The 25,941-nt window shown below is 65.9% G+C and carries 26 protein-coding genes and 1 riboswitch; of the genes, 8 read left to right on the top strand and 18 right to left on the bottom strand.

Annotation, left to right across the window (positions count from 1 at the left end):
- Window positions 1-16: 16 nt before the first annotated feature.
- From O5K31_RS07325 to O5K31_RS07300, 6 genes are all read right to left on the bottom strand, one after another.
- Window positions 17-223, bottom strand: coding sequence for a twin-arginine translocase TatA/TatE family subunit (locus tag O5K31_RS07325; protein ID WP_269716648.1), 207 nt, complete (start codon window positions 221-223; stop codon window positions 17-19).
- 132 nt (window positions 224-355) lie between these two features.
- Window positions 356-1,003, bottom strand: a complete 648-nt coding sequence (gene scpB, locus O5K31_RS07320; RefSeq protein WP_269716647.1) for an SMC-Scp complex subunit ScpB — start codon at window positions 1,001-1,003, stop codon at window positions 356-358.
- Window positions 1,003-1,833 (bottom strand): segregation and condensation protein A, encoded by an 831-nt coding sequence (locus O5K31_RS07315; protein WP_269716646.1) that lies wholly within the window; start codon window positions 1,831-1,833, stop codon window positions 1,003-1,005. The genes scpB and O5K31_RS07315 overlap by 1 nt, the downstream gene beginning before the upstream one ends.
- Window positions 1,830-2,852, bottom strand: a complete 1,023-nt coding sequence (gene nagZ / locus O5K31_RS07310) for a beta-N-acetylhexosaminidase (protein ID WP_269716645.1) — start codon at window positions 2,850-2,852, stop codon at window positions 1,830-1,832. Before nagZ ends, O5K31_RS07315 begins: the two co-directional genes overlap by 4 nt.
- A gap of 10 nt (window positions 2,853-2,862) precedes the next feature.
- The gene (gene ftsN / locus O5K31_RS07305; RefSeq protein ID WP_269716644.1) at window positions 2,863-3,633 is read right to left on the bottom strand and encodes a cell division protein FtsN; all 771 of its coding nucleotides are present in this window, start codon (window positions 3,631-3,633) and stop codon (window positions 2,863-2,865) included.
- Between the two features lie 99 nt (window positions 3,634-3,732).
- Complete coding sequence (locus O5K31_RS07300) at window positions 3,733-4,920, bottom strand: deoxyguanosinetriphosphate triphosphohydrolase (protein ID WP_269716643.1); 1,188 nt, start codon at window positions 4,918-4,920, stop codon at window positions 3,733-3,735.
- Window positions 4,921-5,003: 83 nt separating this feature from the next.
- Between O5K31_RS07300 and erpA the strand changes: the two genes are divergently transcribed.
- Window positions 5,004-5,339: an iron-sulfur cluster insertion protein ErpA gene (gene erpA, locus O5K31_RS07295; protein WP_269716642.1), complete on the top strand. Its 336-nt coding sequence runs from the start codon at window positions 5,004-5,006 to the stop codon at window positions 5,337-5,339.
- A 43-nt stretch (window positions 5,340-5,382) separates the two neighbouring features.
- Here erpA and infA read toward each other — a convergent pair whose 3' ends face one another.
- The 7 genes from infA to O5K31_RS07260 all read right to left on the bottom strand — a co-directional run bounded on the left by infA (window position 5,383) and on the right by O5K31_RS07260 (window position 13,906).
- Window positions 5,383-5,655, bottom strand: coding sequence for a translation initiation factor IF-1 (gene infA / locus O5K31_RS07290; protein ID WP_442867764.1), 273 nt, complete (start codon window positions 5,653-5,655; stop codon window positions 5,383-5,385).
- Between the two features lie 112 nt (window positions 5,656-5,767).
- Window positions 5,768-5,977, bottom strand: a complete 210-nt coding sequence (locus tag O5K31_RS07285) for a cold-shock protein (RefSeq protein WP_269716641.1) — start codon at window positions 5,975-5,977, stop codon at window positions 5,768-5,770.
- Window positions 5,978-6,214: 237 nt separating this feature from the next.
- Window positions 6,215-6,784, bottom strand: coding sequence for a DUF2239 family protein (locus O5K31_RS07280; RefSeq protein WP_269716640.1), 570 nt, complete (start codon window positions 6,782-6,784; stop codon window positions 6,215-6,217).
- Window positions 6,785-6,836: 52 nt separating this feature from the next.
- On the bottom strand, window positions 6,837-11,045 hold the full coding sequence (locus O5K31_RS07275) for a beta strand repeat-containing protein (RefSeq protein ID WP_269716639.1): 4,209 nt from the start codon (window positions 11,043-11,045) through the stop codon (window positions 6,837-6,839).
- A gap of 248 nt (window positions 11,046-11,293) precedes the next feature.
- A complete protein-coding gene (locus O5K31_RS07270; protein ID WP_269716638.1) occupies window positions 11,294-11,740 on the bottom strand; it encodes a DMT family transporter in 447 nt (148 codons plus the stop codon).
- Between the two features lies 1 nt (window position 11,741).
- Window positions 11,742-12,962, bottom strand: coding sequence for a TIGR03862 family flavoprotein (locus O5K31_RS07265; RefSeq protein ID WP_269716637.1), 1,221 nt, complete (start codon window positions 12,960-12,962; stop codon window positions 11,742-11,744).
- Window positions 12,963-13,015: 53 nt separating this feature from the next.
- Entirely contained in the window at window positions 13,016-13,906 is an 891-nt protein-coding gene (locus tag O5K31_RS07260) for a 2-dehydropantoate 2-reductase (RefSeq protein WP_269716636.1), read from the bottom strand.
- Window positions 13,907-13,984: 78 nt separating this feature from the next.
- Here O5K31_RS07260 and O5K31_RS07255 point away from each other — a divergent pair, with 78 nt between their 5' ends.
- From O5K31_RS07255 to O5K31_RS07240, 4 genes are all read left to right on the top strand, one after another.
- Window positions 13,985-14,866, top strand: coding sequence for a DUF4861 family protein (locus O5K31_RS07255; RefSeq protein ID WP_269716635.1), 882 nt, complete (start codon window positions 13,985-13,987; stop codon window positions 14,864-14,866).
- Between the two features lie 71 nt (window positions 14,867-14,937).
- Complete coding sequence (locus tag O5K31_RS07250; protein ID WP_269716634.1) at window positions 14,938-15,447, top strand: DUF1993 domain-containing protein; 510 nt, start codon at window positions 14,938-14,940, stop codon at window positions 15,445-15,447.
- Between the two features lie 91 nt (window positions 15,448-15,538).
- Window positions 15,539-17,263, top strand: coding sequence for a DUF885 domain-containing protein (locus tag O5K31_RS07245; RefSeq protein ID WP_269716633.1), 1,725 nt, complete (start codon window positions 15,539-15,541; stop codon window positions 17,261-17,263).
- Window positions 17,264-17,385: 122 nt separating this feature from the next.
- Window positions 17,386-17,607, top strand: coding sequence for a hypothetical protein (locus O5K31_RS07240; RefSeq protein ID WP_269716632.1), 222 nt, complete (start codon window positions 17,386-17,388; stop codon window positions 17,605-17,607).
- On the opposite strand, the gene O5K31_RS07235 is transcribed toward O5K31_RS07240, so the two are convergent.
- Entirely contained in the window at window positions 17,604-17,843 is a 240-nt protein-coding gene (locus O5K31_RS07235) for a DUF3297 family protein (RefSeq protein ID WP_269716631.1), read from the bottom strand. The genes O5K31_RS07240 and O5K31_RS07235 overlap by 4 nt on opposite strands.
- Before the next feature lie 140 nt (window positions 17,844-17,983).
- On the opposite strand from O5K31_RS07235, the gene O5K31_RS07230 reads away from it, so the two are divergent.
- Window positions 17,984-18,883, top strand: a complete 900-nt coding sequence (locus O5K31_RS07230) for an EamA family transporter (protein ID WP_269716630.1) — start codon at window positions 17,984-17,986, stop codon at window positions 18,881-18,883.
- Here the strand turns inward: O5K31_RS07230 and O5K31_RS07225 are convergent.
- Window positions 18,880-20,538, bottom strand: coding sequence for an alkaline phosphatase family protein (locus O5K31_RS07225; protein WP_269716629.1), 1,659 nt, complete (start codon window positions 20,536-20,538; stop codon window positions 18,880-18,882). The two genes, O5K31_RS07230 and O5K31_RS07225, sit on opposite strands and share 4 nt — an antisense overlap.
- Window positions 20,539-20,752: 214 nt before the next feature.
- Here O5K31_RS07225 and O5K31_RS07220 point away from each other — a divergent pair, with 214 nt between their 5' ends.
- A complete protein-coding gene (locus O5K31_RS07220) occupies window positions 20,753-21,199 on the top strand; it encodes a hypothetical protein (RefSeq protein ID WP_269716628.1) in 447 nt (148 codons plus the stop codon).
- Here O5K31_RS07220 and thiC read toward each other — a convergent pair whose 3' ends face one another.
- Window positions 21,200-23,044 carry a phosphomethylpyrimidine synthase ThiC gene (gene thiC / locus O5K31_RS07215; protein ID WP_269716627.1) on the bottom strand — a complete coding sequence of 615 codons (1,845 nt, stop codon included), beginning with the start codon at window positions 23,042-23,044 and terminating at the stop codon, window positions 21,200-21,202.
- Between the two features lie 64 nt (window positions 23,045-23,108).
- Window positions 23,109-23,217: riboswitch (TPP riboswitch) on the bottom strand.
- Window positions 23,218-23,343: 126 nt separating this feature from the next.
- Between thiC and O5K31_RS07210 the strand changes: the two genes are divergently transcribed.
- Window positions 23,344-23,865, top strand: a complete 522-nt coding sequence (locus O5K31_RS07210) for a Rid family hydrolase (RefSeq protein ID WP_269716626.1) — start codon at window positions 23,344-23,346, stop codon at window positions 23,863-23,865.
- A gap of 3 nt (window positions 23,866-23,868) precedes the next feature.
- Here the strand turns inward: O5K31_RS07210 and O5K31_RS07205 are convergent, their stop codons facing one another.
- Together O5K31_RS07205 and O5K31_RS07200 are read right to left on the bottom strand one after the other, a co-directional pair.
- Window positions 23,869-24,336: a hypothetical protein gene (locus tag O5K31_RS07205; protein WP_269716625.1), complete on the bottom strand. Its 468-nt coding sequence runs from the start codon at window positions 24,334-24,336 to the stop codon at window positions 23,869-23,871.
- Between the two features lie 17 nt (window positions 24,337-24,353).
- Window positions 24,354-25,925 carry a tetratricopeptide repeat-containing sulfotransferase family protein gene (locus O5K31_RS07200; RefSeq protein ID WP_269716624.1) on the bottom strand — a complete coding sequence of 524 codons (1,572 nt, stop codon included), beginning with the start codon at window positions 25,923-25,925 and terminating at the stop codon, window positions 24,354-24,356.
- Between the last annotated feature and the right edge of the window lie 16 nt (window positions 25,926-25,941).

Genomic DNA, 25,941 nt, shown 5'->3' with positions numbered 1-25,941 from the left:
CCGCGCGATGGGAAAACTAGCTACGCAGCTCTTCTTTTTCCGCTTCGGTGCGCGGAAGAGGCTTGGAATCGGCCGGCTTGTCGTCGTCCTTCAGGCCTTCCTTGAAGGCTTTGATGCCCTTGGCGGCGTCGCCCATGATGCCGGAAAGCTTGCCGCGACCGCCGAACAGCAGCGCCACGACCGCAATCACGATCACCCAGTGAATCCAGCTCATCGAACCCATGACGAGTATGCTCCTTAGAGTCGTGGCCTATCCTGAAAGGCGCTCCGACGGACCCGTGCGTTTCGCACACAATATAGGCCTTGGCGAGGCGTAAGCGAAGGCCGCGTCTTTCGGCGCAACCGACTGTTCGATTTACGGCTCTTCCTCTCCCAGGAAGTCCTGCGCGAACTCAGGGGTCTCGCCTTCGTCCAGCGGGTCTTCGATCTCGCCGTCCCGCAGGCCGGTGGGGTCGGGCACCGAGAAGCCGGGCGGCAGGTTGAGGTCGAGCAGGCCGGCGGCCTTCATCTCGGCCATGCCGGGCAGGTCGGCCAGAGTCGCCAGGCCATAATGCTCCAGGAAGGCGTCGGTGGTGCCGAAGGTGACGGGGCGGCCCGGCGTGCGGCGGCGGCCACGCATGCGAACCAAGCCCAGCTCCAGCAGGACGTCCAGAGTCCCGCGGCTGACCTGCACGCCGCGCACGGCCTCGATCTCGGCGCGGGTCACCGGCTGGTGGTAGGCGACGATGGCGAGCGTTTCCTGGGCGGCCTTGGACAGACGGCGCGGCTCTTCGCGCTCCTCGGTCATCAGATAGGCCAGGTCGGCGGCGGTGGTGAAACGCCAGCGCTCGGACACACAGACCAGCTCCACCCCCCTGCCCTCGTACCGGCGGCGCAGGGCCTCGATGCCCGCGGCGACATCGGCGCCTTCGGGCAGGCGGCGCGCGAGGTCGGCCTCGCTGATCGGCTCGGCGGCGGCGAATAGCAGGGCCTCGATCGCCCGCTCGATCAGAAGTTCGTCCATCACAGCAAGGTGGGTTCGGCCGCCGGCATTTCGCGGCGGCGCAGGTAGATGTCCTGGAAATGATCCAGCTGGCGAGCTTCCAAAGCGCCCTCCTTCACCAGCTCAAGGCTGGCCGAAAGGGTCGAGGCCAAAAAGGACGCGCGGGTTGGACCTTCGCTCCCCAATGCGCCCTCGGGCGGCGCCACGATCTCGAGCGTCGTCCAGGACTCCATTTCCGGCAGCAGCGTCCGCAGGCGTTCGCGGGCCTCTTCCAAGGCGTAGGCGGTGGGGGGCGTCGGCGCGTAGCGGCGGCTCTCCTCGCGCTTTCGCTGGGTGATGTAGGCGCTCATCAGGCTGTAGAGGTCGCCCTCCAGCCGGGTCGAGGGCACGACCTTGATCGCCTCCGGATCGCCGCGCGGAAAGATGTCGCGCTTGAGCAAGGGGCGGCTGTTCAGGGCGTCCACCGCCTTGCGCATCATGTCAAGCTTGGCGAGGCGGAAGGCCAGAAGAGCGGCCATCTCCTCGGCCGGGGGCTCCTCGCCCTTGGGCCGCTCGGGCTTGGGCAGCAGCAGCCGCGACTTCAGGTAGGTCAGCCAGGCGGCCATGACCAGATAGTCGGCCGCGAGCGAGAAGCGCATGCGGCGGGCCTGATGCACGAAGGCCAGATACTGCTCGGCCAGCTTCGTGATCGACAGCTTGAGCAGGTCCACCTTCTGGTTGCGGGCCAGGGCGAGCAGGACGTGCAGCGGCCCTTCATATCCATCGATGTCGATGACCAGGGCGACGCCGTCCTCGGCTGCTTCCGCCGCCGCATCGAACGCGAAGGTCGGCTGGAAGCTGCGGTCGTTCATCCGGCGAGCACCCGCGAGAAGGCGCTATCGAAGCGGGAGCGGCCCTCGGCCACGTCGAAGGGTTCGGGACGGATGGCCAGCCGGTTCAGCGCCGCCTCGGCCCGCTTCTTGGCCTTGCCGAACAGGGGGCGGCAGGCGGTGACCACCGACTTCATCTCCTGCATGTCGCCATTGCAGTGCAGGACGACGTCGCAGCCCGCCGCCAGGGCCGCGCGGGTGCGGGCCTCGAACGAGCCCTTCAGGGCCTTCATCGACAGGTCGTCGCTCATCAGCAGGCCCTCAAAGCCCAGCGAATGGCGGATGGTTTGGGTGATGACGCGCTTGGACAGGGTCGCGGGGCGACGCCAGTCGAGGGCGATGTAGACGACGTGCGCCGTCATCGCCATGGGCATATCCGACAGGCTGCGGAACGGCGCGAAATCGCGGGCGTCCAGCTCTTCCAGGGTCGCGTCGACCACCGGCAGCTCTTCGTGGCTGTCGGATTTGGCGCGGCCGTGGCCGGGGATGTGCTTGATGACCGGCAGCACCCCGCCGGCGATCAGGCCTTCGGCCGCCGCGCGGCCCAGCTGGGCCACCTGGTCGGGATTGGTGCTGTAAGCGCGGTCGCCGATGATCTCATGCCCATCAGGCGCCGGGACATCCAGCACCGGCACGCAATCGACATTGATCCCGATGCTCGACAGGTCGTGAGCCATCAGTCGGGCGCCCAGGCGGACCAGTTCGCGAGCGGCGAGCGGGTCGTTATGGGCGATCTCGGCATAGGCGCGACCCGCCGGGTAGCGACGCCAGTGCCGCGGCTGCAGGCGAGCGACGCGGCCGCCCTCCTGGTCGATCAGGATAGGCGCGTCGGGTCGCTGGAGCGTTTCGCGCAGTTCGTCGGTGAGCCGGCGCACCTGATCAGGCGTCTCGATGTTGCGCTTGAAGAGGATGAAACCCCAAGGCTGAGCGGCCTTGAAGAACTCCTTCTCATGGCGCGTCAGGCGCGTGCCGGAGCAGCCCAGGATGCAGGCGTGGCTCACCGGGCCTCCGTCACTTCACGAAGCAGGATTTGCCGGCGGCCTTCAGGGCGTCGCAGAAGGCCTGGGCCTCCGAGCGCGAGCCGAAACCGGTGACGGAGGTGCGGAACAGGGTCTTGCCGTCACGTTCGATCTGCTCGACTCGCTTGCCCTTGCCGGCGGCGGCGCCCGGCGCGATCCGCGCGGCGTCGTTCCACCCCTTGTCGGCCAGGGCCGCGGACGAGAAGGCGCCGATCTGCACCGCGGCGGCGCCGCCGGAAGCCGCGGGAGCCGGCGCGGCGGCGGGCGGGGTCGTCGCCTTGGCCGGGGCCGGCGCGGGCGCGGCGGCGGGCGGAGCCTTGGTCGGGACGGGCGTCGGAGCGGGCTGGGCCGGCGTGGCCTGGGCCGGGGGCAGACCGGCGGCCTGGACCGGAGCGGTCGACGGGGCCGGACGCGGCTGCGGCTCTTCCGGGGGCGGGGCGAAGTTGGGCTCGGCGCCCTCTTCCGCTTGACCTTCCGAACGATAGATCTGCAGTCCGGCGGCGGGATCGGCGGGCTGGGCGTCGAGCGGCGCCGGGCCCTTCATCTGGCCGGCGGGCTCGCCTACGGGCTGGGGCGCCTCGTTCGGGGCGCGGACGCCGCCGCGATAGATCAGGGCGATGGCCACGATCAGGGTCAGCAGCACCACGCCGCTGATGATGAGGGTAAGCGGAAACGGACGGGACCCACGCACCGGGCGGCGCGCATCGAAGGCCAGGGGCTCGTCGGTATGGGGCGCGTAGGCGCCGCGCTCAGGATCAGACATCGAACCAGGAACTCCAGGAATCCAGCGCGGAGCGCAAGGCGAATCACGCGCGCGTCGCAGCAGTCTATCGAAGGCCCGTCGGCGTCTGAACCGGCGTTGCTAGTTCCAGACGTCCAGATGGAACAGCCGGCGGTGCTCTTCGATGGCGAAACGGTCGGTCATGCCGGCGATGTAGTCGCACACCACCCGGGCGCGGCCGGCCTCGTCGCCGTTCTGCGACCGGATGAACCACTCCGTCGGCAGGACATCGGGCTCGGCCATGAACAAGCCGAACATCTCGCCCAAAATACGGCGGGCCTGGCTGCGGGTGCGGTTCACTTTCCAGTGGCGGTACATCCGCGTGTAGAGGAACTCCCGCAGGCGGGCCAAATCCTCGGCCATGTCGGCCGAGAAGGAGACCAAGGCGTGGTCAAGAGCGCGGACGTCGTCGGCGCTGTTCACCTGACTTGCGGCGGCGCGTTGCAAGGTCTCGCCCATGACGTCGTCGATCATGGCGCCGATCATCCGGCGCACAGCTTCCATGCGGGTCAGGTCAGCGTTGAGATCGGGACGCTCGGAACGGACGGCGGCGAGGATCGGGCCGATCAGAGGCACGTCCATCAGTTCGTCCAGGGTGAAAATCCCGGCCTGCAGGCCATCATCAACGTCGTGGTTGTTGTAGGCGATGTCATCCGACAGGGCCGCGACCTGGGCTTCGGCCCCAGCCCAGCCGCCCAGTTCCAGGTCGTAGCCGGCGTTGAAGTCGATTACGGCCTTCCACGACGGCTTGGCCAGCTTGGAGGTCACCGGGCCGTTGTGCTTGATAACCCCTTCCAGGGTCTCCCAGGTCAGGTTCAGGCCGTCAAAGTCGGGATAGCGACGCTCAAGCTCGGTCACGACGCGGAAGGTCTGGACGTTGTGGTCGAAGCCGCCCCACTGCGCGGCCTGCTTTTCCAGTTCATCCTCCCCCGCGTGACCAAAGGGCGGATGGCCGAGATCGTGCGCCAGGGCGATGGTCTCGGCCAGATCGTGGTCCAGGCCCAGACCCGCCGCGAGACTGCGGGCGATCTGCGCCACCTCCAGCGAGTGAGTCAGGCGGGTGCGGAAGTGATCGCCTTCATGGGCGACGAAGACCTGGGTCTTTTCCTTCAGCCTGCGGAAGGCCGTGGTGTGGATGATGCGGTCGCGGTCGCGGGCGAACGGGGTGCGCGTGCGGCTGTCGGCCTCGGGAAAGCGCCGGCCGCGCGAGCGGGACGGATCTTCGGCGTAGGGAGCGCGAACGACCTGATACGGCGCGGAGGACGACATGTTCTGCCTCGATGATTGTCTGTCGCCCCTTTCGAAAGGGCGGCGACTTGCTCATATAGGGAAAGCGTTAGTTTTCCACAGCCATGACCGACAACATTCCCGTCACACTTTCAGAACCCGCCGCACGCCGCATTCGCGCCCTTTCCGAATTGGAAGGCGCGCCCGTAATGCTGCGCGTCGCTGTCGAGGGCGGCGGTTGCTCGGGCTTCCAGTACCAGTTCGACCTGGTGCAGGAGGCTGGCGAAGATGATCTGAGGATCGAGCGTGACGGAGCCGCCGCCCTGGTGGACGTGGTTTCGCTGGCCCTGCTGAAGGGCTCCGAAATCGATTTCGTCGATGAACTGGCAGGCGCGGAGTTCCGCATCCGCAATCCCAACGCCAAGTCCAGCTGCGGCTGCGGCGTCAGCTTCTCCATCTGACAGGAGGGAGGCGCAAAGCCGCCTCCTCCCGGACGGACAGGTTTTAGCGACGACGCGCCGGCGGACGACCCGGGCCACCACCCAGGCGCGGACCTTCGGTCTTGTGACGGAACGTGATGCGACCCTTGTCCAGATCGTAAGGCGTCATTTCGACCGTGACGCGATCGCCGACCAGCGAGCGGATCTTGTTCCGCTTCATCCGGCCCGCCGTGTAGGCGAGGATCACGTGGTCGTTGTCGAGCTGAACACGAAAGCGGCCTTCCGGCAGCAGTTCGGTGATCACGCCTTCAAACTCGATGAATTCTTCCTTGGCCATGTGGCTCCTGGGGTAAGTTTTGTAATGACGAAAGCGCGCCGAAGCTTAACGCTTCGGCGCGCTCGACTGTTTCGAGCCGGACGCGATTACCGCGTCCACTCCTGAAAGCCTATTAAGAAGCCTGCAGGTTCACAGCGGCTTCCTTGCCGCTGCGACGGTCGCGTTCCAGCTCGTAGGTAACTTTCTGGCCGTCGTTCAGCGAACGCAGACCAGCGCGCTCCACCGCGCTGATGTGGACGAACACGTCCTTACCGCCGTCATCGGGTTGGATGAAGCCGTAACCCTTGGTCGTGTTGAACCATTTCACAGTGCCGGTAGCCATTTCAGCTCTCCGTTAGAAAAGTTTAGCGCCGTTGAGAAGAGCCTCAGCAGCGGTCGAAGTCTGAATGGTCGGCTTCTGGACGATCCGCGCGCGGTAACGAGAGCGGAAGATAGAAACGGCGCGACAGAGATCGATGCCGCGAAAAGTATGTGTGCAGGCGAAAATTGTCTAGAGGCCCACGCTGTGAGTCATGCGGGGCAAGGGGTTGGGCCACAAAGGGCCCGCGCCGTTCCGCCCTCACGACCAGGCTCCCTGCGCCAGCCGCAGGACGTGTTCGCGCAGGTCAGCCGGCCACGGAGCCATCCGATCTTCCAGCCCGCCCCTATCCCCCGCGAAAAGGGCGCGAGACGCCTCTTCGAACCCCGGCAGGTCCCCGCCCATAGCCGACATGAAGCGATAGGCGGCTTCCTGAGCCTCGCGGACTTGGCTGCGCCCGTCGGAACGAGCGCCGTCCACCAGCTTTCGCAGCGCCACCGAGGCGCCGCCTGGCTGACGGGACAGCCAATCCCAATGCCGCGGCAGCAAGGTCACTTCCCGCGCCACCACCCCGAGCTTGGGGCGCCCCCTGCCCCGCGGCGGTTCAGATTCAGGCGCATATCGCGCGCGCACCGCGGCTTCATCGCCGCGCGTGTCCAGGTCCACCAAACGGGCGGTCTGGTCATCGAAGACAAGGATCGAGGTTTGGGGATCAGCCTCCAGCGCGCGATGGACGGCGACCGCAACCTCGGCCAGTGCGCCGGAAGCGAGGCGGAGCGGCCCGATGAAGGCCGTGCAGGTTTGAGGGCTGTCGGGTACTGGAGTGCTCATACGCAACTTTTACCCGGACGAAATCGGTCGCGTCAATATCGCCCGGGTATTATTATCCGAAGTACGGATTGATCCCGATGGCCTCGAGTTGAGCCGGCGTCATGGCCTCGTTCAATTGGGCGGCCGTGAACTTGTTGATCTGGGCGTTGGTCATCGAGCCTAGCTGGTGCGTGCTCATCTGCTGGATCTGATCCTTGGTCAGCCCCGGAATCTGGGCCGGCATCAGGTAGCCGATCTGCGTCGTGGTCAGTTGGCCGATGACGGTGGGAGAAATCTGGCCGATCTGGGTGGGGGTCAGCGCCTTGATCTGTGTCTCGGCGAAGCCGCCGATGTCGGTAATGTCGAAGGCGCCAAGCTGGACGCCCGACAAGCCCTTCATCTGATCGCTGCTCAGGATGCCGATCTGGGCCGTGCTGAACGCGCTGATGGCGGTGGTTGAGAAGGCGGCGATCTGATCGGGCGAAAAGGCGGCGATCTGGGTGACGCTCAACTCGCCGATGTCAGTCGGGTTGAAGCCACGCACCTGGGCGGGCGAGAGGCCGGCGATCTGGCCGCTGGTGAGTACCGCGACCTGAGCCGCGCTGAGCGCGGAAATCTCATCAGCTGAGAAGGCGCCGATCTGGTTCGAGGTCAGGCCGGCGACCTGGGTGGTGGTGAATTCGGCGATGTCCGAGACAGTCAGCGCTTCCAACTGGGTCGAAGACAGACCCTGGATTTGCGTACGGCTGAGCGCTCCGAACCGGGTGGCGTCCATACCGACCACGTTCTCAGCCGAGAGCGCCCCGATCTGGGAGCCTGACAAGGCGGCGATCTGCGCCGCGCTGAGAGCATTGAAATGGCCGCTGCTGAGCGCCGCCATGTGGGTCGCGTTCAGTCCCCCGATCTGGGTGTTGTCAAGGGAAGCGACCTGGGTGGTGCTCAGGCCCGCGAAGGCCGCGCCCGAAAGCCCGCCAACCTGAGCCGCGGTCAGGCTGTCCAACTCCGTGACCGACAGGCTGGTGATGGTGGTGTTCGAAAGCGCGCCGAATTGCGTCCCGGTCAGATCGCCCAGGCGTCCGCGGATATGGCCGGACTCCAGAGCTTGGATTTGAGTGGAGCTCAGGCCCCGCACCTGGGTCGCCGTCAGGGCGGCGAACTCGGTCGAGGTCATCTCCGCCAGATTGGTGGTGGCGATGGCGCCGACCTGGGTGGCCGTCAGCTTGCCGATCTGGGTGACGCTGAATTCCTCGAAGTCGGTGACCGAGAGGCTGGCGATCTGGGTGGTGGTGAGACCAGCGATCTGGGTCGCCGTCAGGCCAGCGGTCTGGGTCGGCGTCAGGGCGGACAGACCCGTTTCGGTAAGGCCGCCGATTTGTGACGCCGTAAGGGCCGCAAGCTGCGTCGATGACAGCCCCTCGATCTGAGACGCACTGAGCGCGCCGATCTGCGCCGCCGTCAGTCCGCCCAGCTGGGTCTTGTTCAAGCCGGCGATCTGGGTGCTGTCGAGGCTCGACACGGCGGTGGTGGAGAAGCCGCCGACCTGCGATGCCGACAGCGCGGCGACCTGGGTGGCGTCGAACTCGCGAATATCCTCAGGGCTGAGTCCGCCGATCTGGGTGGTGGTCAGCCCTTTCAGCTGCGCCGCCGTGAGAGCGTCGACCTGAGTGGCGTCCAGCGCGGCGATGCCCGTCGATGACATCGCGCCGAGCTGGGTGGCGCTGAGAGCCGCGATCTGGGTGGTCGTCAGCCCCGCGATGCTCGTCTCGGCCAAGGCGCCAAGCTGGGTGGCGGTCAGCCCCTTGATCTGCGTCGCCGACAGGCCTGCGATCGCGGTGGCTGACAGGCCGGCGATGTTAGTGGTCGAGAACGCGCCGATCTGGGTCGCGGTGAAAGCCGCGACCTGAGTGGCGGTGAACTCGGAAAAGTCTGTCGCGCCAAGGCTCTTGAGCTGGGTGGCGGTGAGGCCGCCAAGCTGGGTGGTGGTCAGTTGACCGACCTGGGTGGCGTTGAGGCTTGAGAAACTGGTGGTGGTAAGGCCGCCGATCTGCGTCGCGGTGAGCCCGGCGAGTTGCTCGGGCGAGAGCGTGTTGAACGTATCCGGCGATAAGGCTGCGATCTGACCGCCGGTCATGGCGGCGAATTGCGTCGGGCTCAGCAGATCCAGGTCCTGGGGCGTGAACTGGCCAAGCTGGGTGGTCGTAAGCGCCCTGATCTGGGTGGTCGCCAGGGCGGCGATCTGGCTGGCGTCGAAGTCAGCGATCCCGGTGGGCGAAAGCGCCGCGACCTGGGCGGCGGACATCGCGGCGATCTGGGTGGGCGTGAACTGGGTCACGTCGTCCGCCTCCAGACCCCTCAATTGAGTCGCGGTGAGCCCCTTGATCTGCGTGGTGGTGAGCGCGGCCAACTCTTCGGTCGTCAGCGCGCCGATGTGGGTCGCCGAAAGCACCGCAAGCTGCGAGGCGGTCAAGGCGGCGATCTGCTCGGAGTCGAACTCGGCGAAATCGTCCTCGTTCAGACCCCGTAGCTGGACCGTTGAAATCGCCCGTATCTGGGTAGCGGAAAGCGCGGCGATCTGCGCCGGTGTGAGGTCGGCGAAGCTGGTCGGGGACAGACCGGTGATCTGACTGACCGCGAGGTCACCAATCCGGTCTGGCGTCAGACTGGGCGCAAGGACGCCGATCTGTGCGCCGGTCAACGCGCCAAGTTGGGCCGCCGAGAATTGTTCGATGTCCTCCGGCTGAAGCCCCCGCAACTGCGTCAGGGTGAGGCTTTTCATTTGGAGGGTGGACAAGGCGGCCACCTGCGCGTCGTCCAGCGCTGCGATGGCCGTAGATGAAAGCTGCGCAAGCTGTGACGGCGTCAGGGACGCGATCTGCGTGGGCGTGAAAGCCTCGATGTCGGTGACGTCCAGCCCCTTGAGCTGACTGGCGCTAAGCGCCTTGAGCTGGGTGGCGTTTAGCGGCGCTACATTGGTCAGCGCAGCCAGACCGGCCGAGCTGAGAGCGCCGATCTGAAGCCCCGACATGACCGCAACCTGGGCCGGCGTAAATTCGCCGACATCCTCAACGGTCAGGCCTTTCATCTGGGCCGCCGTCAATCCCCGGATTTGGGTCGCCGTCAACGCGGCGATATCCTCGTCTGCAAGGCTGGACAGGTTGGTGGCCGAGATCTGGCCGATCTGCCCGACGGTCAGGGCTTGAAGCTGCTCGACGGTGAAGTCCTGAAAATCCTGCTCGTCAAAGCCTTTCAGCTGCGTTGCGCTCAGCTTGCTGATCTGACTGGTGGTCAGGGCGCTGAACTGCTCCGCCGAGAGGCCCGCCAGATGACCGGCCGGCAGCGCGCCGAGCTGTGAGGCATTGATGCTGGCGATTTGCTCTGGCTGCAAACTGAAGAAGACTGTCGTGGACAGCGCCAGCAACTGTCCGGTGGACAGGGCGGCGATCTGATCCGGTCCGAAGCGACCGAGCGTTTCAGCGCTCATCGACTTCATCTGGGTGATCGACAAGCCCTTCATCTGCGATGGCGATAGATTTCCAATTTGATCGCCGTCGAGCGCCGAGAACACCTCAGCACTCAGACCAGTGATTTGGGTAGCGCTCAGCGCCTTGATCTGCGTGGACGTAAACTCGCCGATGTCGGCTGAACTCAGAGCATTGAGTTGGGTTTGGGTAAGGACCCGTATCTGGGCGTCGGTGAGGCCCGCGATCTGATCGGCGTTCAGCGTGGACAAATTATCACCCGACAGAGCGCGTAGCTGTAGCGTGCCCAGCGCCTGCAGCTGTTCGGGAGAGAACTCGGCCATGTCAGCTTGCGTCAGCCCAGCAATCTGAGCCGCTGTGAGGCCTCTTATCTGCGCGGGGGAAAGGGCGGCCACCTGTGGGGCGGTAAGCGCGGAGAAGCCTGTCGCCGTCAGAGATCCGATCTGCGAGCCCTTAAGGGCCGCCACAGCTCCAATATCAACGGATGCAATCTGGTCGGTCGTCAGCGATTGAAGTTGCTCGCTGTTCAGAACGGACAACTGGTCTGGGCTGAAGACAATGTTGGATGACAGGCGCGGGATTTGAATCCGCGTCAGCGCCTTTACCTGCGTCGAGGAAAGGGCGGCGAACTGCTCGGCGTTGACCGCCTCGATAGCGCTGCTGTTGATCGCCCGGATCTGGTTGGCCGTCATCAGGCCGAAATCGGACGGCGAAAGCGCCTCGAAGAAGCTGGGGCCCAGGGCAGAAATCTGAGCCGGAGTCAGCTTCGTGATGGGAATGTTCGAGACCGACGAAATGGTCATGAGGCGAAGGAACCTGATCCGCAGCCCGACGCGATCGAGAATCCGGAAGCGACTCGCCTCCTAGACCTAGCAAACCGCGTCACCCTCCACTTGGCGACGACGGCTTGAGCGCCTGATCATTATCGACAGCCGGACGAGCCCCTGCTCCCCTCCGACACGAACCGGCATCACCAGTTGCGCAGGTCGGAACCTATCTGATTCCCGTAGTAGTGGTGACTATTAGGCTTAATGCGCAAGGCTTGCGCCCATCAGCGCCGAACCAGCACGACACCGCCGAGCACAAGCGCGAGCCCCGCCAGACGGGTCAGGTTTACGGGGCGAGCCTCGACGCCAAAGCCACCGAAATGGTCAATACAGACGCTGAGCAAGAGCTGGCCGGCGACGAACAGCGTCATGGCCGAGGCGACCCCGATCCTCGGGATGGCGTAGGCCGCGGCGACCACGAAGACAGCGCCGTAGAGGCCGCCCATCCAAGCGTACCAGGGCGCGGCCAGGGTCGCCTGGTAGTCGGGCCGGACCCTGAGGGCCAAAACCGCGATCAACAGCACCAGGGTTCCGCCAGCAAACGACATGAAGGCGGCGTTGACCGGGCTGTTGAGGGGCCGCGCCAGCAGGGCGTTCGTTGGGGCCTGAACCGCGGCGAGCCCGCCGCCGACGAGACAGCCGATGATGGCCAGGATCAGTGATTTGGGCATCTCAATCCTTCAGATGGGCGAGCGCGCCCAGCGCGGCGGCGCGACCCGTAGCGAAAGCGGCCTGGAGCAGATAGCCGCCGGTGGGCGCCTCCCAATCCAGCATCTCGCCGGCCAGAAAGACACCTGGCCTGGCTGTCAGCATCAGATTCCCGTCAACGCCGCCTAAGGCCACGCCACCGGCGGTGGAGATGGCTCGATCCATGGGCGCGCAGCCGGTCAGCGTGATCGGCGCGGCCTTCACCAGAACTGCCAGCGCCTCGGGCTCCGCCGACAGATTCACGCCCGCCGCCTCCCTCAACAGCCCCACCGCGACCGGCGGAAGGTGCAGCGCCTTGCGCAGGTGATTGGTGACGGATTCGCCCTTGCGGGCCTTGGCCAGCTTCTGGGCGATCTGCCCGACCGAAAGGTCGGGTTTCAGGTCGATCTGCAAGACGGCGTCGCCGCCGCGTTCAACGGCGTCACGCAGTTCAGCCGACAAGGCATAGATCGCCCCGCCCTCGACCCCGTAGGCGGCGACCATCATCTCGCCTCGCACCTGACGACCGCCGAACGACAGGCTGATGGCCTTTAGCGGCTCTCCCGCGAAGCGCTCCCGGAACAGGTGGCTCCAGGCGACCGTGAAGCCGCCATTGCTTGGCCGGAAGGGCGCGACCTCCACCCCCGTCCCCTGCAGGATAGAAGCCCATGCGCCATCGGAGCCGAGCCGCGACCAGCTACCGCCGCCGAGGGCCAGGATCGTCACATCCGGGTGCGCGGCGTGCTCCCCGTCAGGTCCAGCGAACATCAGGCCGCCGGCCTCATTCCAGCCCTTCCAGGTATGGCGAGTCTTCAACACGACGCCCTGCGTCTCGAGCCGAGCAAGCCAGGCGCGCAGGAGAGGCGACGCCTTCATCGCCTTTGGAAACACCCGGCCGCTGGAGCCGACGAAGGTCGGCTGGCCAAGGTCTTCGGCCCAGGCGACAAGGGCGCTGGGCGGAAAAGCTTCCAGGATAGGGCGCAGGCGTTCCGACGCCTCGGCGTAGCGGCCCACGAAACGATCGAAAGGCTCCGAATGGGTCAGGTTCAGGCCGCCACGGCCCGCCATTAGGAGCTTGCGGCCGAGGGACGGCATCCTGTCGTACAGCGTCACGGTCACACCGGACGCGCTCAGCACTTCGGCGGCCATCAGGCCGGCGGGGCCGCCGCCAATGACAGCGACCGTGCGAGGAGATGACAGGCTCATGAGGGCTATCTGCCTCGCCGCTCGCCCATCGCCAAGCCTTTCAACGGTTGAGACTAGGGCCGACCGTCGCCCGGCGCGGCGGCAGCCTCAATCAGGGCGACGATCATGGCGTTCATGGGCGTGGCGATCCCATGCCGCGCGCCGAAGCGGACGATCACGCCATTGCGGGCGTCAAGTTCCATGGGACGACCAGCGGCGCGGTCGGCGTGCAGCGAGTTGACCCCGTCTGCGGGACCCGATCGATAGCCGTCCACCACCGCCCGACCCAGGTCGTCGGGCAGCACCGCGCCCTCGGCCCGACCGACCAGAACACACTCGGCGACCAGGGCCTGCATGATGTCGGCGATCGCCTCACGATGTGCGACGCCCGAGGGCTTGAGCGTCAGGGCGTTGACCGCGCCGGCGCAGTTGAGGGCCAGCTTGCGCCAGGCGGCGGTCTTGAAGTCGTCGGTGGTTGAAACCTCGATAGGCGTGTGGGCGAACAGGTCGACGAAGGCGTCGCTATCGGCGCCCGCCGGAACCAGGATCGTCCCCATGCGGCGCTGACGAATGCGGCCCGGCGCGGCGCGCTCGGCCGGGATATCGACCACCGCCGGGACGATGCCGACGCCGGGCAGGTGCGGCGCGAACCGCTCCACATGCTCGACACCGTTTTGCAGCACCGCGACCTTGGTCTCGGGACCGACCAGACCGCCCAGCCAGGTCAGAGCGCCAGCCGCGTCATAGGCCTTGGTGCAGACCAGCACCCAATCCTGCGGCGTCGCGGTCGAAGGTTCGGTCAGGACGTTCGGCGTCGCGGTGATCTCGCCATCCGGAGTTTCCACGCTCAGGCCGTCAAAGGGCGCACGGGCGCAGACCGTGACGGAGAGATCGGGGCTCTGAGCGAGCCAGGCGGCGACGGTTCCACCCACGGCGCCCGGGCCGACGATCGCGATCTGCTGCATGCTCAAGTCCCTATGGAAACCGGTGTCGGGGCGCGGCACAAATAGGGCTGCATTCGAGTCTTGAACAGGCGCGCTTCGATGACAGTCCTGCCCACGTCCCTCGCCGCTCTCGTCCTGCTGGCCGCAGCCACGCCCGCAACGCCGCCGGCCGACACCTCGCCCCGGGCGACGGTACGCTTCGTGCCGGAGCGGTTCGACGACCTGATGTGGGAGAACGACCGCATCGCCTTCCGGATCTATGGTCCCGCCCTGCAAAAGGCCGAGCCGCCGTCCGGGTCGGGCATCGACACCTGGGTCAAGAAGGTCCGCTATCCGTTCATGGATCGGCAGCTGAAGAGCGGCCAGTACCACACCGACCATGGCGAGGGGCTGGACTACTACAATGTCGGCGGCTCGCGGGGCGCGGGCGGGCTTGGCGTCTGGGACGACGACAAGCTGTGGGTGTCGCGCAACTTCAAGTCCTACAGGATCATCCAGAACGGCCCCGACAAGGCGGCCTTCGAACTCGACTACGCACCCTGGCCCGTGGGCGTGGACCGCAAGGTCTGGGAGCACCGTAGCGTCACCCTGCCCCTGGGATCGAACCTGAACCGCGTCGTCTCGACGATCAGCTCGGACAAGAGCGGCGAGATGATCGTCGGCATCGGCCTGAACCGTAAGGGCATCGTCGCCGGCAAGGGCGCGCTGACCGCCGACAAGGCAGCGGGGTTGCTGGCCTGCTGGGAGCCGACCGACCCTGAGCACGGGACCATCGGCACGGCGGTCCTGGTCGATCCGGCCAGCATCGTCGAGTTCAGGAACGACGCCGACAACTACCTGGTCCTGGTCCGCGTCACGCCGGGCAAGCCGTTCGTCTACTATCAAGGCGCGGCCTGGGATCGCGGTCTGGACTTCAAGAGCCGCGAGGAATGGGAGACCTATCTGCGCGGCTTCAAGCCCGGGTTTGATCTCGCGAAATAGCCTTACAATCGGCGCGGACGTCACCAAGTGTCGGAACAGCTCAGCTTGAGTCCACAACGAGGAAACGCCTGATGTCGCTGTCCATGAGCCAAATGACCCTGCCCGCCCTCACCCGCGGGCTGCGGACCCTGTCGGCCCTGCTGACCAAAGGCGAGGCCTGGGCCAAGGACAATGGCGTCGATCCAGCGGATTTGGCGTCCGCCCGCCTGTTCGAAGACATGGCGCCCCTGACCGGCCAGATTCAGCGCGTCAGCGACTCCGCCAAGTTCGCGGTCGCCCGCCTAGCCGGCGTGGAGTCTCCGGCCATGCCGGACGACGAAGTCACCTTCGCCGACATGCAGGCGCGGATCGCCAAGACCATCGCCTATATCGAGGGCATAGACGCCGCCCAACTGGACGGGACCGAGGGTAAAACGATCGAGCTGAAGTTTCCCAATGGCGAGTTCAGCATGACGGGCAGCGCCTATCTCAGCGGCTTTGTGCTGCCGAACTTCTATTTCCACCTGACCACCGCCTACGACATCTTGCGCCATAAAGGCGTGCCGGTGGGCAAGCTGGACTATCTGGGCGTGATCGCCTGAGGCTGACGGCGTCCTGGGTTACCGGGACGCCACTTGCCCCGGGGGCGCAAACCCGCCCTACTCTCCCCATGATCGAGTGGGGAGTTCTTCGATGAGCCTGCGCCTTTCCGCCGCCTTTGCGGTTCTCGCCTTTGCATCCGCCGCCTCGGCACAGACTGGGGGCCAGAAGGTCGAGGCTGTCGCGGATCGCTTCGTGGCTGAGACGCTGAGTTACAATCCCTCGGCGTCCTATTCGACGGGCCTGAAGGCGCCGACGCATGCCCGCCTGTACGACAACAGCGAGGCCGGTATCCGGGCCTTCGAAGTCAAGATGGACGCCATCGAGGCGGACGCCCGCGCCATCGACGCCAAGAGCCTGAACGGCCAGGACGCCATCACCCTGGCGGTGTTGATCGACAGTCTTGAGGCCGAGCGCGGCACGCGGGTGTGCAGGGCGCACCTGTGGAACTTGAACCACATGTTCGGCTGGCAAAGCTATCTGGTGCGGACCGCGTCGGACCAGCCAGTGGGCGACGCTGACCTAAGAGCGCAGGCGCTGCAGCGCTGGGGTTCGGTTCCCAAGTTCGTGGAGATCGAGACCGCCAACCTGCGCAAGGGTTTGGCCGAGGGGTATTCGGCGCCCAAACCCGTCGTCGCGCGGGTCATCAAGCAGATCGACGGCATGATCGTCGCCGATCCGACGAAGTCCCCGTTCTATTCGCCCGCATCCCGTGACAAGGACCCAGCGTTCGGCGCGGCCCTGGCCAAGATCATCGCTGGCGAGATCAATCCGGCGCTTAAAGCCTATCGCGACTTCCTGGCGGTCGAATACATGCCGAAGGCTCGCGACACCCTGGGCTTGAGCGCCCTGCCCGGCGGCGCGGACTGCTATCAGGCGCAGCTTCGTGGCTACACGACCCTGGACCGTACGCCCAAGCAGGTGTTCGACCTGGGCTTGGCCACAGTCAACGCCAATGCCGAGATCGTCAAAGGTTTGGGCCAGAAGCTGTACGGCACCCAGGACCTGAAAGAGATCGCCAAGCGGACCTCTGAAGCGCCCGCCAACAAGCTCGCTTCAGAGGAGGATTTGATCGCCTACACCCGCAAGGTCGTGGACAGCTCCCGCGTCGCTTCGGCCGCGCTGGTCACCAAGCTGCCCGATCAGGACATGGTGGTGAAGCCGTTCGAGCCCTTCATGCGCGGCTCGGGCGTCAGTTCCCACTACGAGATGTCAGCTGATCCGAAGAAGCCCGGGACATACCGTATCGCATCGGAGAAGTGGGCCAGCGAGACGCGCGGCGGCGCCGAGATCGTCGCCGTGCATGAAGGGTGGCCCGGCCACCATCTGCAGATCGCCATGGCGCTGGGCGTCAAGCGCCACGACCTGTTCAAGGTCGCGTTCAACTCCGCCTATGTGGAAGGCTGGGCCCGCTATTCCGAGGCCCTGTCGGAAGAAGTCGGCATCTATTCCAGCGACTATCCCAAGATCACCCGCCGCATGTGGCCCGCGCGGGGCATGGTGCTGGACCCGGGAATCCACATGTTCGGCTGGACTCGCGAGCAGGCCGCCGCCTTCGCTCAGGAAAGCGGCCGCTTTATGGGTGAGGAGGCCGACGATCTGGTGGATCGCATCGCCGTGCTTCCCGGCCAACTGACCGCCTATGACAGCGGCGGCCTGGAAATCTTCGCCCTGCGCAAACAGGCTGAAGAAGCGCTCGGACCCAAGTTCGACCTCAAGGCATTCCACGATGCCGTACTGAAGAATGGCGTCGTACCGCTGAAGGTCCTGCGTCTGGAGGTCGAGTCGTGGATCGCGGCCGAAAAGGCGCGAAGCTGAGCCGCACAACTTTCACGCGCATGTCACGAAATTGCGGCTACACTGCGTCTCAATAGGTCGCGCCATGACGCATGATCGCCCTATTCGCGGGCGAGCCTGTCGGCAGTCAGAAGGAGATCGCGATGACCGAGATCCACTATGGCGTCGTTCGAGTCGCCGGTCGTTGGCGGCTGATCGGCGAAGGCCTAACCCTGAACGGCTATGAGAGCCGCAAGGCCGCGACGCGAGCGGCCCTGCGCCTGACCTCGTTCGCTACGGGGCTTGGCGTGCCTGTGGAGTTGCATCTGCAGGACGAAAACGGCGGGCTGAGGCGCAAGCGCCTCGGTGTCGAGGGTCGCGCCTAGCCTTCGCGGAAGTACGGCTCAACCACGCCGTTGAGCTTGACAGTCATCGCCTCGCCCTTGCGGTTGACCGACTTGCCGACGCTGACCCGGACCCAGCCCTCGCTGACGCAGTACTCGTCCACGTTCGTCTTCTCGACGCCGTTGAAGCGGACGCCCACGTTCTTCTCCAGCACCGCCGCGTCGTAGTGCGGGTTGTTGGGGTTCACGGAGAGGCGGTCAGGCAGGGTGTCGGTCATGTTCGCATCACATTGGGCAATAATCTGCGCGTGGATAGCCGGGCTCAGCGGCGATGAACAGCCCCTGAGGAAAACTGCCATGGCGCAGCTTGGGATCGGGGCATAGACAGGCTCATCTCTCCGCGCTCGCGAGTCTCGCCATGAAGACCGGCTCACTACCCCTCCCGCACTTCCTGCTGGCGCTCGCCACGGTGGCGATCTGGGGCACGAACTTCGTGGTCATCCGGGTCGGGCTGGACCACCTGCCGCCCCTGTTGTTCGCAACCCTGCGCTTCAGTCTGGTGCTGCTGCCGGCGGTGTTCTTCATCAAGAAGCCGCCGATCCCCTGGTCGAAACTGGCCAGCTACGGCGTGCTGATCGGCGCCGGCCAGTTCGGCCTGCTGTTCATCGCCATGCGGGGGCACATCACGCCGGGCCTGGCCTCGCTGATCGTACAGACCCAGGTGGTGTTCACCATCGGCATGGCCATGGCCCTGACGGGCGAGCGGGTGAAGACCTATCAATGGTTCGCTCTGGCGTTAGCCGCCGCCGGCGTGGGGATCATCATGACCCATGTGGGCGGTGACGGGACTACGCCCCTGGGCGTGCTGCTGATCCTGGGTTCGGCGCTCAGCTGGGCCGGCGGCAACATCGTGGCGCGAAGCGCTGGTCAGGTGAACATGCTGGCCTACGTGGTCTGGTCGAGCATGTTCGCCGTCCCGCCCCTGTTCGCCCTCTCTCTGATTACCGAGGGTTGGCCCGCCATGGTCGCCGGGGTGCAAAACGCCGACGCGGCCACCTGGGCGGCGGTGCTGTGGCAATCGGTGGGCAACAGCCTGTTCGGCTATTCGGTGTGGGGGTGGCTGCTGGCGCGTCACCCGGCGGCGACCATCAGTCCGCTGGCCCTGCTGGTGCCGGTGTTCGGCATGGGGGCTTCGGCCTTCTTCCTGCACGAGCCGCTGCAACCCTGGAAACTCGGCGCCGCGGCCTTGGTGCTGGGCGGGCTGGCGCTGAACCTAGCCTGGCCCAGCGTCCGCGCCCGCTTCGTCCCCGCGGCCTAGCGTTTCGGACAGGCCGGTACGTCGAACGCGCCCATGTCCAGGCACCGGCCATCGATGTCGGCCGGGGGCTTGGCGCCGACGAGGTTGGCCAGCGTCGGCCCCATGTCGATCGTCTCGATCGGATAGAAGCGCTCCTGGCCCTCCACGCCCGGCCACCAGAACAGGATCGGCACGCGACGATCATAGCCCCAGGGCGAACCATGGCTCGCCAGGCTGCGTCCGTAGCGCGCCGGGAAGGCGGTGATGCCCGGCTTGAAAGCCAGCAGGATGTCAGCCGAACGGTTCGCCACCGCGCCAACCGTCATGCGCTGCAACAGGGTGAATTCCTGCGGACTGGTCCCGATCGGCGGCGGGGGGGCGGCCAGCGCCTCCTCCAGGCGATAGGCGCCGGCGACCAGCGGATTCTTGCGGAAGAGCTCGACCGCGACGTCGGCGACCTTGCCGCGCAGGGGCTCAGCCATACCCTTGCCGGTCTTGTCCACGATCATGAAGCCGCTGCTGCCCGTGGTGAGCGGATTGAAGTCCAGGTTCAGCCGGCGGCGGACCTCGGCGTTGATCGACGGCAGGAAGGTCAGATCGATCCGGCCAGCCTCTTCGAAGCCGCGGGCATGCGAACGCTCCGGGAAATCCGAGCCGCCATGGTCGGCGGTCACGGCGACCACCACACCGCCCGGGACCTTCTTCAGCCGCTCGATCAGCGCGCCTAGAGCCGCGTCCAGACGGTACATCTGCTCGCACATCTCCGGGCCCTGTGTGCCGTAGACGTGGCCGATACGGTCAGTGGCCGACAAGCTGACGCCGAGCATGTCGGTCGCCGGGCCCTCGCCGAGCTTCTGTTCGTCCAGCAGACGAATGGCCGCCTCGACAGTCAGTTCATCCAGGGCGGGAGAGGTGTCGAACACCGGCTTTTCCGGCGGCAGGCGCGAGGGCCATGAACGGCCTTCGATCATCCAGTCCGCCGCGGCCTTGCGGCAGACGTCATGGGTGTAGGTCCAGTCGGGCCTCGGTCGGCCACGAAGGGATTCGTTCAGGGCCGCGACGGGGGCCAGGCGTTTGGCAGGGTCCTGGCCAGGCTCGACGAAGGTCGTCCAGCCGAAGCCGTCGACATACCAGAACGCCCCGTCGCCCTTCTGGCCAGCCAGATTGATCGCGCCGCGATCCTTGCCCGAAACGGCGAAGGAGCGGCTTCCCGGCGAAGAGATCTTCAGCCAGTCGGCAAGGTTGGAGACCCGCATGGCGCTTGCGCCAACCCGGCCATTCTCGCCCGGACCGCCGTCGGCCAGCGTGTTCTCCAGCACGGCCAGGCAATAGACTTCCTTGCCGGTGGCGCGATCGACCCAGTCGTTGGCTGGGATGCCGGTCTTGTTCGGTCGCTTGCCGGTGAGGATGGTGGAGTGGCCAGGGCAGGTCTCGGTAACCGCATGGCTCTGATAGCCGTTGGCGTAGACCATCCCCTGCGAAAGCGCCTTCAGCCCGCCCGTGAAATCAGCGCGGTGCTGGTTGAAGAGATCGGAGCCGAACTGATCGATGACGATGGTCACCACCAGTTTGGGGGCAGGCTTCTTTTCCTCCGCCGCGTGGCCGGCGCCCGCGCAGGTGAGAACGGCCACGGCGGCGACCGCTGACAGGCCGATACGGCGGATGGATTTCGTCATTGTCGCCGTCTCCATGGCTTTTCGTCGGAGCCTTCTATGGCGCCATTTCTTCGCTTTGGTGACGCTCTTTGAAGTTTTCCGATCAATCGACGTTCGCGGACCGCCGCTTGGCAGGATGCGGCGTTCATCGCCGCCAGCGGCGCTTCAGTCGCAGACCGCTTTGCCCGCGCGCAAGACAGTGATCGTCTGGCCCGCCATTGGCCGAGACCTTCGAATGCTTATCCGCCACTCCCTATCAGCCATCGCCTGGCTGGCGCTATCGGCTCCGGTCGCCGCGGAAGTCACCTATCTCGTCCAGCGACCCACAGACGCCAAGGCGAGTTGCCAGGAATTGATGTCCGAAGGCATGGGCATCGAGGCCGATATCAAAAAGATGCGCGACGACAGCATGAAGCGGTTGGAGGCCTCCGGCGAAGCCATGGTCGCCCGGCAAAAGGCGCTGTCGGCTTCCACGGCGATCATCGCCAGCACAGCGCTCGTGGGGGCCAATCCCGCCGCGATCAACGGGGCGACAACCGCGCTCAACGCCGCCAGTAAGGCGTCGCGTGACACGACCATGATCGCGACCCACCAGGATGGTCAGAACACCGAAGCCGCCATTCGCCCACGCGAACAGCGGCTCCTGCATCTTCAGACGACCTACGCGTCGCGCTGCCTGTGATCAGGCGTCGGACTTGAGGTAGATTTCGCCCTTCTCGCGGAACTTCTCGCTCATGTCGGCCATGCCCTGGGCGATGTCGTTCGGCGCCAGACCGGCGGCGAACTCGCGCACCTCCTGGGTGATCTTCATCGAACAGAACTTGGGCCCGCACATGGAGCAGAAGTGCGCGGTCTTGTGCGCCTCCTTGGGCAGGGTCTCGTCGTGATAGTCGCGAGCGGTCTCCGGATCGAGCGCCAGGTTGAACTGGTCCTCCCAACGGAACTCGAATCGCGCGCGGCTGACCGCGTCATCGTGCGCCTGGGCGCCGGGATGTCCCTTGGCCAGATCGGCGGCGTGGGCGGCCAACTTGTAGGTGATGACACCCACCTTCACGTCGTCGCGGTCCGGCAGGCCCAGGTGTTCCTTGGGCGTGACGTAGCAGAGCATCGCCGTGCCGAACCAGCCGATCATGGCCGCACCGATGGCTGACGTGATGTGGTCATAGCCGGGGGCGATGTCGGTGGTCAGCGGGCCAAGCGTATAGAACGGCGCCTCGCCGCAGGTCTTCAGCTGCTTGTCCATGTTGGCCTTGATCTTGTGCATCGGCACGTGGCCGGGGCCTTCGATCATGGTCTGGACGCCATGCTTCCAGGCGACCTGGGTCAGCTCGCCCAGGGTGTCCAGTTCCGCGAACTGCGCGGCGTCGTTGGCGTCGGCGATGGAGCCGGGCCGCAGGCCGTCCCCAAGGCTGAACGACACGTCGTACGCGCGCATGATTTCGCAAATGTCTTCAAAGTGTTCGTAGAGGAAGTTCTCCTTGTGGTGCGCCAGGCACCACTTGGCCATGATCGACCCGCCGCGTGAGACGATGCCAGTCACCCGCTTGGCGGTCAGCGGCACGTAAGGCAGGCGCACGCCGGCGTGGATGGTGAAGTAGTCCACCCCCTGCTCCGCCTGCTCGATCAGGGTGTCACGGAACACCTCCCAGTTCAGGTCCTCGGCCACGCCGTTGACCTTCTCCAGCGCCTGATAGATCGGCACGGTGCCGATCGGCACCGCGCTGTTGCGCAGCACCCAGTCGCGGATGTTGTGGATGTTGCGACCGGTGGACAGGTCCATGACCGTGTCGGCGCCCCAGCGGGTGGCCCACACCATCTTGTCCACCTCGTCGGCCACGGTCGAAAGCACCGCCGAGTTGCCGATGTTGGCGTTGATCTTCACCAGGAAGTTGCGGCCGATGATCATCGGCTCGACTTCGGTGTGGTTGATGTTGGCGGGGATGATGGCGCGGCCGCGAGCGATCTCCTGACGCACGAACTCCGGCGTCACGAAATCGGGAATCGAAGCGCCGAAATCCTCGCCGTCCCGCACACACGGGGCGTTCTGTTCGCGGCGCAGGTTCTCGCGGATGGCGACGTATTCCATCTCGGCGGTGATGATCCCCTTGCGGGCGTATTCCAGCTGGGTGACGGCGGCCCCGCCCTTGGCGCGGAACACCGGGCGCGGCGCGGTGAACTCGGGCGCCAGGTGCTTGCCGGCGGCGAAGCCGTTGTCTTCGGGCTTCACCTGACGGGGCTGTGCCACCTGTTCGACGTCGCCGCGAGCGAGGACCCAGGCCTCGCGGGGGCGGGCCAGACCCTTCTCGATGTCGATGGTTGCGTTAGGGTCGGTGTAGGGGCCCGACGGGTCATAGATCGTCACCGGCGGCTCGTTGGCGCTCGGGTGGACGGCGACCTCGCGGAACGGGACGCGGATATCGGGGAACAGTTCGCCCGCCTGATAGACCTTGCGCGAGCCCGGCAGCTCGCCGGTTGCGACGGATTTCTCCAGCGCGTTCTTGTCGGAGATCGGAGTGTGGACGTTCATGGCGGGCTCCTTTGTTGCCAAGGAGACCCGGACCGCATGCGCAAGTTGGTCTACGGAGGACCTTCGCCCCGCCGCGTTCCCTCCCTTCGCCGGCATGACCCGGATCAGGTTCTACGGGTCGCGGGAGATACCCGCCTCTCAGGCGCTTAGGTGCGCCCCCCCGGTGAACGAGAGGAGTTTAGCTCAAGGAGAGGCGAGGTGGAACCGCTCGAGTGAGCTTCGACAGATTGCCGGAATTTAACTTGTAAGCTCTAACGGAACGCGGCACGAGCGGCCAAGCTTTCAAGGAACACCGTTCAATGCTTCGTGCCCTCGCCCTCGCCGCCGGTCTGCTGGCCGCCGTCCCCGCCGCCGCTCAAACCGCTCCCCAGTATCCCGTGAAAATCCCCGCCCCGGGCGGCGAGGCGATTATTCCGAACGCGATGTATCAACGCGAGTACGATGAGGTCGGCTACGCCGCCGCACGGCGGGTTGGCGACACGCTCTATGTCTCCGGCGGCATCGTTGCGCGACGCAAGGATGAAGGTAACGACGAAGCCGCGTTCAAGGCTCAGACCCTGCGCACCTACAAGCAACTGGAGGCCACGCTGAAGGCTGCCGGCGCCAGCTGGGACGACGTGGTGATGGTGAACAGCTTCCACGTCTGGGACAGCCCTAACTTCACCGGCAAGCCGATGGATCAGATTCGCGTCATGACGGAAGTCCGCCGCAGCTTGAGCAGCGCGCCCGCCCCCGCCTGGACGGCGGTGGGGACGACCGGCCTTCTGGCGCCCACCGGCATCGTAGAGGTGCAGGTGATCGCTCACATGCCGAAGAAATAGGCTCTACCAGCGACGCTCGCGGTCACGGCGAGCGTCGGCCGCCTGGCGTTCAATGTCGCGCAGCCGGTTGCGATGGTCGCGGACGCGGTCATCGTAGTTGCGATTGATGTCGGCCATACGGCGCAGACGATCCTCGTCGGCGCGGCGCAGCTCGTTGCGCCGGTCGTTCGGGTTGTTCCGGGCGATATCGGAACGTCTGCGGCCGTAGTCTTCCTGCGCGCGCCGGACTTCCTCGTCGCGCTGGCGCCGGGCGTCAGCCAATTGGCGTTCAGCGTCGTCGCGCTGGCGATCGATGTCCCGCAGGCGTCGCCCAAGGTCCTCGTCACGTCGGCGCGCTTCATCGCGCCGACGGTCCTGCTCGGCGCGGTGGTGGTCATAGGGCTGAGCGACCGCCAGCATCGGCGAGGCGGTCGTCAGGGCCAGGACGGTCAAAAGAACAGCTTTGCGCATGAGCGTCGAACGGGGCGGCATGGCCGCAAGTTCCCGTCCTATTGCGGCGCAATTCCGGCGCCGCGCAGCACCGCCAGGGCCGGCTCGACGGCGTCCCCATAGCGCTTCCAACGCCCGATGCTGCCGGAATGCAGGGGGCTGCGGACCTGTACCGAGCTGGCGGTCGCCACGGGGTTGGGATTCTCGTGGAAAGCCAGGCACCGCTCGTCCCAGTTGAGGCCGCAGAAGGACAGCAGACGGCGGGTCTCGCCCTCCTGGTCGGCGATCAGGTCCTCATAAGCGACCTCGGTGAAGCGATCGGTTGGCAGGGTATGTCGCCAATGCGCGACGAGCCGGTCGAACTGAACGTAGTAGCGCGCCGTGTCCGCCAGATCGTAGGCGTAATTGTAGTAGGAGAACCCCGTGGCGAAGAGCTGGCGATAGTTGCTCAGCACGCTGTCCATGGGATCGCGGCGCAGGCAGACGATACGCGCATTGGGCAAGGCCCGGTGGATCAGCCCCGCATAGATGGCGTTCAGCGGCATCTTGTCGACAAAGCGGCCGCCAGGCGTCGTCAGCGGGCGGGTGCTGTCGATATAGGCGCGGCCAAGAGCGGCCATATCGAGGGAGGTCGCCGCCTTCAGGGTTTCGGCGTCCAGCACGCGGTTGGACGGCGTTCCGGTCATCCGCTTGGCGATCAGGGCGAAGTTGGAAAGCTCTCCGGCCGAGGTTACCTCCGGATGGCTGGACAATATGCGATCGACCAGCGTCGTGCCGGTGCGTGGCAGCCCCACCACGAAGATCGGCTCGTTCGAGGGATCGCCCTCCCCCTTTCCCGCCGTTCGCGCCGCGGCGGCGAAGATCGCCACGTCGTCTGCGCCGTCGTAGGCCAGTTGCCGTCGCTTGGCGGCCTTGGCCCGGTTCAGCCAGGATAGGGACGTGGGGTGATCGCCCAGGTCCTCGTACGTTTTGGCCAGAGCGTGGCCCACGTGCAGGGCCGGGTCGGGATCGTTGGCGCTAGGATCGAACAAGGCCTCAAGCTGGGCGGCGAAGTTCCGCTCCAGCGTCTGCTTGGTCAGGACGACGCGCGAAGACCAGGCTTTGTAGTAGCCGGGGTCCAGGTCGAGCGCCGCGGCGTAGGCCGTCTCGGCCCCTGCGAAATCGCCGATGAACTGGCGGGCGGAGGCGAGATTGTAGGCGAACGAGGCGTTGGACGGCTGCAGTGTGAAGGCCCGCTCGAAGAAGCCGATGGCGCGGTCATGAAAGCCGGTCCGGCTATAGACTACCCCGATAGTGTCCAGCGTCAGGGCGTCGCCGGGACTGAGGGAAGCCGCCCGGTCGGCCGCTTGTCGCGCCAGATCCTGGCGATTCAGGGCGACGAGCGTGCGACCCAGATGGGCATGGGCGCGCGCCATCGCTGGAGCTAGCGCCGTCGCTTTTTCCAGCAATTCCGCAGCCTTGCCGTGATTTCCGTGCTCGGCGGCGATGATCCCGAGCAGAAACCAGGCCTGGGCGACGCCGGGATCGCGACGAAGGGCGTCCAGGCACAGGGCATGCGCCTCGCGCGCCGCGCCTTGGGCCAAAAGATGTTCGGCGCGATCAAGGGTAGTATCGGCGACGATAGCGATCACGAGGGTTGGCGCCTGT

This window comes from Caulobacter sp. NIBR2454, from assembly GCF_027474405.1.
Classification (GTDB): Bacteria; Pseudomonadota; Alphaproteobacteria; order Caulobacterales; family Caulobacteraceae; genus Caulobacter.
The sequence above is the reverse complement of the archived record's forward strand: the minus strand, read 5'-3'. Positions and strand labels throughout refer to the sequence as shown.

What these genes read in the sequence shown, in the direction of transcription:
- O5K31_RS07210 (WP_269716626.1), top strand. Translation starts at nt 23,344, where the DNA reads ATGCTTCGTGCCCTCGCCCTCGCCGCCGGTCTGCTGGCCGCCGTCCCC.
- O5K31_RS07280 (WP_269716640.1), bottom strand. Translation starts at nt 6,784, where the DNA reads ATGAGCACTCCAGTACCCGACAGCCCTCAAACCTGCACGGCCTTCATC.
- thiC (WP_269716627.1), bottom strand. Translation starts at nt 23,044, where the DNA reads ATGAACGTCCACACTCCGATCTCCGACAAGAACGCGCTGGAGAAATCC.
- O5K31_RS07225 (WP_269716629.1), bottom strand. Translation starts at nt 20,538, where the DNA reads ATGACGAAATCCATCCGCCGTATCGGCCTGTCAGCGGTCGCCGCCGTG.
- ftsN (WP_269716644.1), bottom strand. Translation starts at nt 3,633, where the DNA reads ATGTCTGATCCTGAGCGCGGCGCCTACGCGCCCCATACCGACGAGCCC.
- O5K31_RS07255 (WP_269716635.1), top strand. Translation starts at nt 13,985, where the DNA reads ATGACAGTCCTGCCCACGTCCCTCGCCGCTCTCGTCCTGCTGGCCGCA.
- O5K31_RS07230 (WP_269716630.1), top strand. Translation starts at nt 17,984, where the DNA reads ATGAAGACCGGCTCACTACCCCTCCCGCACTTCCTGCTGGCGCTCGCC.
- erpA (WP_269716642.1), top strand. Translation starts at nt 5,004, where the DNA reads ATGACCGACAACATTCCCGTCACACTTTCAGAACCCGCCGCACGCCGC.
- O5K31_RS07245 (WP_269716633.1), top strand. Translation starts at nt 15,539, where the DNA reads ATGAGCCTGCGCCTTTCCGCCGCCTTTGCGGTTCTCGCCTTTGCATCC.
- O5K31_RS07240 (WP_269716632.1), top strand. Translation starts at nt 17,386, where the DNA reads ATGACCGAGATCCACTATGGCGTCGTTCGAGTCGCCGGTCGTTGGCGG.
- O5K31_RS07300 (WP_269716643.1), bottom strand. Translation starts at nt 4,920, where the DNA reads ATGTCGTCCTCCGCGCCGTATCAGGTCGTTCGCGCTCCCTACGCCGAA.
- O5K31_RS07250 (WP_269716634.1), top strand. Translation starts at nt 14,938, where the DNA reads ATGTCGCTGTCCATGAGCCAAATGACCCTGCCCGCCCTCACCCGCGGG.
- O5K31_RS07275 (WP_269716639.1), bottom strand. Translation starts at nt 11,045, where the DNA reads ATGACCATTTCGTCGGTCTCGAACATTCCCATCACGAAGCTGACTCCG.
- O5K31_RS07265 (WP_269716637.1), bottom strand. Translation starts at nt 12,962, where the DNA reads ATGAGCCTGTCATCTCCTCGCACGGTCGCTGTCATTGGCGGCGGCCCC.
- O5K31_RS07235 (WP_269716631.1), bottom strand. Translation starts at nt 17,843, where the DNA reads ATGACCGACACCCTGCCTGACCGCCTCTCCGTGAACCCCAACAACCCG.
- O5K31_RS07270 (WP_269716638.1), bottom strand. Translation starts at nt 11,740, where the DNA reads ATGCCCAAATCACTGATCCTGGCCATCATCGGCTGTCTCGTCGGCGGC.
- O5K31_RS07205 (WP_269716625.1), bottom strand. Translation starts at nt 24,336, where the DNA reads ATGCCGCCCCGTTCGACGCTCATGCGCAAAGCTGTTCTTTTGACCGTC.
- O5K31_RS07220 (WP_269716628.1), top strand. Translation starts at nt 20,753, where the DNA reads ATGCTTATCCGCCACTCCCTATCAGCCATCGCCTGGCTGGCGCTATCG.
- O5K31_RS07260 (WP_269716636.1), bottom strand. Translation starts at nt 13,906, where the DNA reads ATGCAGCAGATCGCGATCGTCGGCCCGGGCGCCGTGGGTGGAACCGTC.
- O5K31_RS07325 (WP_269716648.1), bottom strand. Translation starts at nt 223, where the DNA reads ATGGGTTCGATGAGCTGGATTCACTGGGTGATCGTGATTGCGGTCGTG.
- O5K31_RS07315 (WP_269716646.1), bottom strand. Translation starts at nt 1,833, where the DNA reads ATGAACGACCGCAGCTTCCAGCCGACCTTCGCGTTCGATGCGGCGGCG.
- infA (WP_442867764.1), bottom strand. Translation starts at nt 5,655, where the DNA reads ATGGCCAAGGAAGAATTCATCGAGTTTGAAGGCGTGATCACCGAACTG.
- O5K31_RS07285 (WP_269716641.1), bottom strand. Translation starts at nt 5,977, where the DNA reads ATGGCTACCGGCACTGTGAAATGGTTCAACACGACCAAGGGTTACGGC.
- scpB (WP_269716647.1), bottom strand. Translation starts at nt 1,003, where the DNA reads ATGGACGAACTTCTGATCGAGCGGGCGATCGAGGCCCTGCTATTCGCC.